Raw genomic sequence first — 8,557 nt, 5'->3', positions numbered from 1 at the left:
TTAAATTTGGTTTTGTATTTGGAAAATTTGTGCTTAATGGAAAAATCTCGCATCTTTAATCCCAAACTTCTTGTAGCGCCAAGACGTTGGTGGCAATTTTACCGCAGAAACGAGAATTTAACAACATAAAAATAAATAAATCAAATACTTATGCCTAAAATGTACTTCAATAGGTTACATCTAAATGTTACCGAAAATCAACGTAAAGATATTTTTTTAATTGATGGAATCCGAAGTGAAGCGTCAGCGGGATATAATGATTATTCATATAAAATAGTTGATGTAGTAACATATGAAAATTACATAAAAGGTTATTTGATAAAGTATGACCCTTACGGTCGTGGAGAAGTTCTTGACGAAATTACAGGAACCGTTATACGAGGTGGTACAGTTAATAATATAGTTGGGAAATCACTTTTCATAATTAACACCGCAGAAATGATTATTGCTTTTGAAGAGATTAAAAACCTAATTTCAAAAACAATGTTTGAAAGAATGTTCATAAATCTTTTTAAGACTAATCATCAAGGAAAAACATTTGAGTTTTCCATATCTACAATTAGTGAAAAATATTCTTTTATTGAGAAAGTTAAAAAATTACACAACATTAATCGTGTTTCCATAATGTTAGTACCATCTAATCCGAATAATGCTGATTTATGGAGAGATACGGATGAAAGAATGCAGGAAAATAGAATTACCAAATATAGAGAAGTTCAAGAATCCTCAAATGATGAAGGAATTATTATTGACGATGAGACTATTGCAAAAATGGCTATGTCTGAAGATGGTTATGGTGTTGCATCTGCTCAGGGAAAAGATGAGGAAGGCAATCTACTGACAATTACAACAACCTCGAAAAGACAAGAAATAACTCAAGTTTTACCCGATAACGTTGAAAGAGGAAGTTTTCCAGGAATAATTAATTATCTTAGTCGTACTTTTGAAAGAATCAGAAGTAGAACAAATCATCAAGAATGAGAAGATTTAAAGCAATAATTCTTAGTTGGGATTTTGGGATTACACTTTTGAGTGTTTTCGCAACATATTTAGTATTGCCTGAATATATCAATATGAATTTTGCTCTTTCATTTTATAATGTAGCAATGACAGTACTTTCAATAATTTTCTCTTTGTTTTTTACAGCAATGGCAATAATTATGTCATCTTCTGACAATGATTTCATTGAGTTTTTAGAAGAAAAAAACACATTTACAGAACTACTTTGGTCATTTAAGTTCACATTATTCGTTTTATTTTTAAGTTTAATCTTGTCGATAATTTTATATTCGGGAACTTCATATTGGATTGAAACAAATCATAATGAAACTTGGCTTCAAGATTATAAACTGCTTTTATTACTACAATTTTGTTTTTTATATGGTATGATTGCAACTTGGTTTTCTATAATGGATACAGTTAAATTTTCTAAATATCGTTCAGATTTTTTAAAAGAACAGAAAACAAAAAAACAGAAAACAGAAGAATAAAAACTGCCACCAACAGCCGTTTGGCGAGATTGGGGTTTTAGTGGAATTAACTTTTTTTATCATATCTTCGTTTCGGCAGAAAATACTCTGCTATAAAGTCCCCAACCTCGCCAAGCGCCAAGACGTTGTACGCCATTTTATAAAAACCGAAGAGAATTAAATAAATTATGATAAAAAAAACACTTTTAATTTTCAGCTTTATTGTTCATCTAAATCTTTATTCTCAAAATAAAGAAACAATAGACTGGTTGAACCATAATTCTATAGAGATTGAAGATGCAAATCCTAATTCTGAAATGATATTTTTCAAACAAAACGAACCTTATAAATTTGCTAATGCAAAACTTTATGGGTTTGGTGAAGCATCACACAATACCAAAGAATTTTTTGATATAAAAGCCAAGTATTTTAAGTATTTAGTAAAAAATCATGGTTTAAAAATTTTTATAATGGAAGAATCATACCAAGCTGAATCCGGAATAAATGAATGGATAAGTTGCGGTAAAGGTGATGTAAAAACAATTGCTAATAATTTTAAAACTGGATTTTGGTATACTAAAGAAATTGTGAATCTGTTGGAATGGATGCGAGAATATAATGCAGGTAAATCAATAGATGAACATATACGTTTTTATGGAATGGATCCTAAAGGAGGTGAAAAAATTAACCAAGAGATACGAAAATTTATCAATCATAACAATATCATGATTGAAGAATCCTTGTTAACAGCTGCTGATAGTTGTTCCAATAAAACAATTGATTATAGCATAAAAGAAAGTTGGTGGCAAACCCAGATACCAAAATTGCAAGAACTAAAAAGACAATTAATACAATCAAAAAAAGAAGGTAAAGAATATAATTCTGTAATAAGAAGCTTAGTTCATCTTATAGGTTATACTGAATATGCCTCATTGGTTGGAGAAAAATATCCCACAAGTACTGAATTTAGAGATTTAAAAATGTTTGAAAACGTAAAATACATTATGGAAAAAGAATCAAAAAATGGAAAAGCATTCATTTGGGCTCATAATGAACATGTCAACAAAAGTGAGATGTATTATACTGGTAGTAATATTATTAATTTAGGTCGTCATTTAAAGGATTATTATAAAGATGATTATTACAGTGTAGGTTTTGATTTTGGCATCGGTAAAATAAATGGCTATGTTATAGATAAAAAGCAAGGAAACCACTGGGAAACTTATGAAATAGAAAAACCATTTCCTGGAACATATGCTAGTACATTGATGTCAGTAAAAAAAGGTATTTATTTTTTAGATTTAGAGAATGCTAAAAAAAATGAACCAACTAAATTCTTTAAAAAAAAAGCTAAACAATTATTAATTGCTGCAGGCGGTTATCAACCAAAACCTTTGCACAAAATTATGGTTGGTAAAATATATTCAGAAACTTATGATGGTTTAATTTTTGTAAAAGCCATATCAATACCTAATTACAAATTAGATTAAAACCAAAACGGCGTACAACAGCGGTTTGCATAAATGGCGAAATATGTGGTAAATTCACATTTATCTTTCGCAAGAAATTTTATTTTAACCGAAAATAATCGGTCACGAAGTTCGCCACTTATGCAAGCCGCAAAACGTTATGTGCTATTTTCGCGCACCAGAAAACTTAACCGAAAAACTATATAAATGAAAAAAATATTATCAATAATTGTCATTCTAATATTCGCATTGAGTTGCAATAATATTCAAAAGGGAAAATTAGAAAGAGAAAACGAACCTGACATAATTGGAGTTGAAAGTGATGATTCAGAAATGAATTTAGCAACAGAAAAAGCGAAACTAAATATTGAAAATTTTGATTCCGCACTAAAAAGTAATAACCCGAAATTTTTAAATTTTTCTGTAAAAAAGCCTTATAAAACTGAAAATGGAAATGAGCATATTTGGATTAGTGATGTTGTTTTGAAAGGAGATAAATATTTAGGTGTCGTTGGAAATACTCCCGAATATACGAGTGAAATAAAATTAGGAGATTCGGTTTTAGTTGAGAAAAGCGAAATTTCAGATTGGATGTATATCGAAGAGAATAAATTAAGAGGAGGATATACAATTCGAGCGTTAAGAAATAAAATGTCAAAATCTGAAAAGAAAGAATTTGACAATGAAAATGGAATGATAATAGAAGACGAAAAATAAAAACAGCACATAACAGCCGTTTGTAGCAATTGGGGTTTTAGGCTTAATTTAAAAATGGTTTTGTACTTGGAAAATTTGTGTTTAATGGAAAAAACTCGCATCTTTAGTCCCCAACTGCTACAAGCGCCAAGACGTTAGGCACAATTATTAAAAAAAAAATAACATGACCTCAGAAAAAATAATAGAAATAGTAATCGAAGTAATTTTATTTTTAGTTGCTTCATATTTTATTTTTTATAAATCTTGGTTGACTTCTTTAGGAAATGAAATCGCTAAACTTTCTACTATAGAAGAGCTTACAAAATTGACTGAAAATGTTAAAGCAGATTTTAGTGAAAAAATGGAAACATATAAAAGTAAATTAAGTGAAGAATTAACTATAAAAATTGAACCGCTAAAATCTGAATTAGCTAAAAATAATATAACTCATCAAATACAATTTAGTTTTTTACATGAAGAAAGAGGAAAAGTAATATTAGAATTATACAAAAAATTAATTGAACTTCATTCTGCAATGGTTGATTGGACTAATTTTTTGCATCCTGTTTATCAAGATGCTAAAAAGGAAAGCCAAGATAGAAGTACAAGAGCAGACAAAGCAATTACTGATTTCAAAAACTTCTATCTTCATAATAAACTTTTCTTTTCTAAAAATTTTTGTAAATATATCGACGAAATTTTTAAGGAATATTGGGAAAAAGGTTGGGATTTCGGTTATAATCAACAAAAAGTTAGAAGTGGCGAATTAACGAGTGAATATCATAAACTCTATTCAGAACAAATGTCTACTATTTCTAAAGAGTTAAAAGAAAATTTACCAGTAAAGATTGCAGAAATAGAAGATAAATTTAGAAAAATATTAAACGTTGAAGAAGAAGAATAACTGTGCCTAACAGCCGTTACACGAGATTTGGGTATTAGGCTGAATTTAAAGATGGTTTTGTACTTGGGAAATTTGTGCATATCCGAAAAAACTCGCATCTTTATTCCCAAACCTCGTGTAGCGCCAAGACGTTAGGCAACATAATTTGAGCGCGAAAATTCTACAGAAAATATTCCTTTAAAATCTTGAAATTTAACTAAACAAAACTTAAGAAAGCAACTTTGGCAAAAATTGAACAATAACCAAAATGAATCGAAAAGTTGGAATAGTTAGCAGAATTACATTGCATGTTGGCATTTTAAATTTTTTACAAAGTGAATGGAAAAGTTGAAACATTTTGCGGAATTGCATTGCATATTGGAATTTTAAAATTGGAACGAAAAACCGAAATTAACCTAAAAATAGAATCGTAAAAATTGGAATTTAAAACAAAAAATATTTTTTCAGTTTAGCGCGGTAAAATAAAAGGTTGGAATTTGAAAATTGGAATATATAGCCGAACTGAATCGGTAGCTAGAATGGCAGAATATGATAAATATTATTACGTTGCCTAACAGCCGTTTGGCAAGATTGCGAATTTTCCAGTAAATTCATGTTTTGCTTTCGCAAGATATTCTATCTTAGCCGAAAGAACTCGGTTACGAAGTTCGCAACCTCGCCAAGCGCCAAGACGTTGGGTGATATTTTGGAAAGAATAAATATAAAATATTGTAAATCAAATGAAAGCGCTAATAATTACTTTTCTTTTAATATCTGCATATGTTACGACAATTAGTAGGTCAATGTTAAATCAAAGATATAAAAAGAGAATAATATTAGCTGTTGTAAGTTTTATTTTTGGAATATTATTTGAAATAATATTAATAGAGAAAGAGAATTTTTTATATCTTTTATTTGGATTATTACCATTATTATATATTTTTTATTATGAAATACTTCGAGTAATTTTTAAACCAATAATAGGTAAATTTCCTTACTCTCCTTTTAGAGAAAAACTTGGTGCAAGAGTGTTAGGTTCAGGTTATCCAAAGAATAGAAAAGTAAAATTTGTAGATTATATTTTTGGAATCTCTCTCATTTTCCTTCCACTTATAACATTGATTTTATTAAGTACTTTATTGAATCATTACTTTATAAAATCTCATTATTAATGACACTGAAAAAATTCCAAAAATTCTCTAATAGGAAGTTAGTTTATTAACTAGAAAGTTTAATAGCCTAATCTTAAAAATAAACTAATCAAATTAACCCGCATAATTAAAATTTAAAAAAGAAACTTTACTAAATGAAAACAAAATGAAGTTTAAAAGATAAATAAATAGAAAAAAAAACATCACCCAACAGCCGTTTGGCAAGATTGCGAATTTTGTGGTTAATTCATATTTTTCTTTCGCAAGATATTCTATCTTAGCGGAAAGAACTAGGTTACGAAGTTTGCAACCTCGCCAAGCGCCAAGACGTTGTGCGTCAGCTTGGTAGGAACGCGAAAATAAAGAACTTAGAATGATTGAAGAAATAAAGAATATCGTCGAATTATTTTTAGACAAATCAAAACATTGGACATTAAGAGCAGGAGTTTTTATTTCTATTATTGGAGTATTATTTATTTTGGACTTTTCATTAGATTTAAGTTATAATTATTACGTTAATAGTAAATTAGAGAATTTGGAGAAAATTCAAATTTTAAAAAAAGATTATTCAAAAGACACCTTAAAACTTAAAAAAATACTTTTTTTAGAAAATAAAATCATAAATAAAAAACATTATTCAGAATTTATATTCCCAGATTTATCTTTGCCAAGTTTTGATTTTAGTTATTTAACTAAATCTACTCCAAAAATAAATGACAAAAAACCAACTAAAACAATTATTGTAAAATCCACAATTAAGAAAGTTAATTTACGCTCTTATTATTGGATGTTATTTTCTTCAAATTTTCTTTTAGTAATAGTGTTTGTTGTAATGTTGTTTATGCCATTGTATGGAAAAGAGCAACGTACATTAAAATCAATTTCAGGATGGTTTGCCGGACTTGTTTCATTATCTGTTATGATGTTCATTATTACTTGGGTTGCATTTAAAATTCCATTAATAGGAAACAATCCTATTTATAATTATATTTTAAATGCAGTTATACATATAATATTTCTAATAATTGTAGCTAAAAATAACAACAATAAATAAAAAGCCGAACGCACAACAGCCGTTACACAATAGTTGCGAATTTAGTGGAATTAACGTTTTTTATCATATATTCGTTTAGCAGAAAATACTCTGCTACAAAGTCGCAACCATCGTGTAGCGCCAAGACGTTGTGCTTCAGTTTGGCGCAACGAACAGAAAATGAAGACATAAATTGAAAAATATGCAAATAAAAACATTTTGGTCAATTCTAATTAAAATCATTGGTTTGTGGATATTATTCACTTGCATTTCAATAATACCTCAATTTTTTTCAACTTTCTCCTTTATAGATGGAAACCTAAATATTGAAAGTTTACTATCACTTTGGTTTATGCTTTTTGCCTCAATTTTTATTTACATTCTAATAATTAGAACTTTTCTTTTTAAAACAAATTGGATTATTGATAAACTGAAACTCGAAAAGAATTTTACAGAAGAAAAAATAGATTTAAACTTAAAAAGTTCAACTATTTTGACAATTGCAATAATAATTATTGGTGGAATAATTTTAGTTGAAAGTTTACCTAGTTTTTTCGCAAGGTTATTTGACTTTTTCCAGCAAAAGAATCTATTAAAAGATTATCGCGACACAAGTTGGTTAATTTTTTATTTTATCAAAATTATTATTGGTTATTTGCTTCTCACAAATGGAAAAAATTTAACTAAATATATTGAAAAGGAAAGTTGAAAAATAGTAATAAATAAAAAACCGAACGCACAACAGCAGTTTGCAAAAATGGCGAAATATGTGGTAAATTCACATTTATCTTTCACAAGAAATTTTATCTTAGCCGAAAATAATCGGTTACGAAGTTCGCCACTTCTGCAAGCCGCAAAACGTTGTGCGACAGTTTGGTGCAACGAACAGAAAATCAGTACATAAATCGAAAAATATGCAAATTAAAACATTTTGGACAATTTTACTTAAAATTATTGGTTTGTGGACATTGTTAAATTGTATTTCAATAATTCCTCAATTTTTCACAACTTTATCATTTACAAATGGAAATTTAAACATTGAAAGTTTACTATTAATTTGGTCAATGCTTTTCAGTTCAATATTTATTTACCTTTTAATCATTAGAGTTTTCCTGTTCAAAACAAATTGGATTATCGAAAAACTAAAACTTGAAAATAATTTTACAGAAGAAAGAATAGATTTAAATTTAAAAAGCTCAACAGTTTTGACAATTGCAATAATTATTTTTGGTGGAATAATTTTAGTCGATAGTTTGCCAAGTTTTTTCTCAAGATTATTTGACTTTTTTCAACAGAAAAGTTTATTAAAAGATTATAATGATACAAGTTGGTTAATCTATTATTTTTTCAAAATTATTATTGGTTATTTACTTCTGACAAATGGAAAAAAGCTAACTAAATATATTGAAAAAGAAAGTTAAAAAAAATATGAAATATATAATAGTAACTGATTTTGGTGGTTTTTTATGGTGGTTAACAATTAAATTTTGCAAAACAAAACTTGAAGAAGAACAAGGCGAAAAAAATTGGGCAAGAAATATAATTTTTCTAATTACAATTGGAATTTTAATAGCATTTATAGTTATAAAAGTATTTTGAAGAAATAGAATCGGGAAAAAAACCGATCGCACAACAGCCGTTTGCCAAGATTGGGGATTTAGTGGAATTAGCGTTTTTTTACTACATTTACGTTAAGCCGAAAATACTCGGCTTCGAAAGTCCCCAACCTCGGCAAGCGCCAAGACGTTAGTGGCAAGCTTAAAAAAAATCGCGAATAAATGAAATATCCAGCTATAGAAAGTATACTTCCAAGATTAGAAAATCACAAGGCAGAATCACTTAATAATTTGTCTATT

The 8,557-nt window shown here is 28.2% G+C and carries 9 protein-coding genes; all 9 read left to right on the top strand.

The genetic code is table 11. The features are described from left to right. Positions 1-150: 150 nt before the first annotated feature. Entirely contained in the window at positions 151-981 is an 831-nt protein-coding gene (locus MW871_RS15660; protein WP_248429339.1) for a DUF4747 family protein, read from the top strand. Then, entirely contained in the window at positions 978-1,490 is a 513-nt protein-coding gene (locus MW871_RS15655) for a hypothetical protein (RefSeq protein WP_248429338.1), read from the top strand. The genes MW871_RS15660 and MW871_RS15655 overlap by 4 nt, the downstream gene beginning before the upstream one ends. Positions 1,491-1,657: 167 nt before the next feature. After that, positions 1,658-2,959, top strand: a complete 1,302-nt coding sequence (locus MW871_RS15650) for an erythromycin esterase family protein (RefSeq protein ID WP_248429337.1) — start codon at positions 1,658-1,660, stop codon at positions 2,957-2,959. A gap of 186 nt (positions 2,960-3,145) precedes the next feature. Beyond that, entirely contained in the window at positions 3,146-3,655 is a 510-nt protein-coding gene (locus MW871_RS15645; protein ID WP_248429336.1) for a YegJ family protein, read from the top strand. A 163-nt stretch (positions 3,656-3,818) separates the two neighbouring features. Next, positions 3,819-4,538 carry a hypothetical protein gene (locus MW871_RS15640; protein WP_248429335.1) on the top strand — a complete coding sequence of 240 codons (720 nt, stop codon included), beginning with the start codon at positions 3,819-3,821 and terminating at the stop codon, positions 4,536-4,538. 719 nt (positions 4,539-5,257) lie between these two features. Next, positions 5,258-5,689 (top strand): hypothetical protein, encoded by a 432-nt coding sequence (locus MW871_RS15635; protein WP_248429334.1) that lies wholly within the window; start codon positions 5,258-5,260, stop codon positions 5,687-5,689. 352 nt (positions 5,690-6,041) lie between these two features. After that, entirely contained in the window at positions 6,042-6,722 is a 681-nt protein-coding gene (locus tag MW871_RS15630; RefSeq protein ID WP_248429333.1) for a hypothetical protein, read from the top strand. Positions 6,723-7,615: 893 nt separating this feature from the next. After that, positions 7,616-8,122 (top strand): hypothetical protein, encoded by a 507-nt coding sequence (locus tag MW871_RS15625; protein ID WP_248429332.1) that lies wholly within the window; start codon positions 7,616-7,618, stop codon positions 8,120-8,122. Between the two features lie 7 nt (positions 8,123-8,129). Continuing rightward, positions 8,130-8,300 (top strand): hypothetical protein, encoded by a 171-nt coding sequence (locus MW871_RS15620; RefSeq protein ID WP_248429331.1) that lies wholly within the window; start codon positions 8,130-8,132, stop codon positions 8,298-8,300. Positions 8,301-8,557 lie beyond the last annotated feature (257 nt).

Origin of the sequence: Flavobacterium pygoscelis, assembly GCF_023162025.1 — a bacterium.
GTDB lineage: Bacteria > Bacteroidota > Bacteroidia > Flavobacteriales > Flavobacteriaceae > Flavobacterium > Flavobacterium pygoscelis.
Note: the sequence above shows the minus strand (reverse complement) of the source record. Positions and strands in the feature narration are given on the sequence as shown.

Coding starts and splice junctions, on each gene's coding strand:
- MW871_RS15650 (WP_248429337.1), top strand. CDS start 1,658: ATGATAAAAAAAACACTTTTAATTTTCAGCTTTATTGTTCATCTAAAT.
- MW871_RS15640 (WP_248429335.1), top strand. CDS start 3,819: ATGACCTCAGAAAAAATAATAGAAATAGTAATCGAAGTAATTTTATTT.
- MW871_RS15660 (WP_248429339.1), top strand. CDS start 151: ATGCCTAAAATGTACTTCAATAGGTTACATCTAAATGTTACCGAAAAT.
- MW871_RS15655 (WP_248429338.1), top strand. CDS start 978: ATGAGAAGATTTAAAGCAATAATTCTTAGTTGGGATTTTGGGATTACA.
- MW871_RS15625 (WP_248429332.1), top strand. CDS start 7,616: ATGCAAATTAAAACATTTTGGACAATTTTACTTAAAATTATTGGTTTG.
- MW871_RS15645 (WP_248429336.1), top strand. CDS start 3,146: ATGAAAAAAATATTATCAATAATTGTCATTCTAATATTCGCATTGAGT.
- MW871_RS15635 (WP_248429334.1), top strand. CDS start 5,258: ATGAAAGCGCTAATAATTACTTTTCTTTTAATATCTGCATATGTTACG.
- MW871_RS15630 (WP_248429333.1), top strand. CDS start 6,042: ATGATTGAAGAAATAAAGAATATCGTCGAATTATTTTTAGACAAATCA.
- MW871_RS15620 (WP_248429331.1), top strand. CDS start 8,130: ATGAAATATATAATAGTAACTGATTTTGGTGGTTTTTTATGGTGGTTA.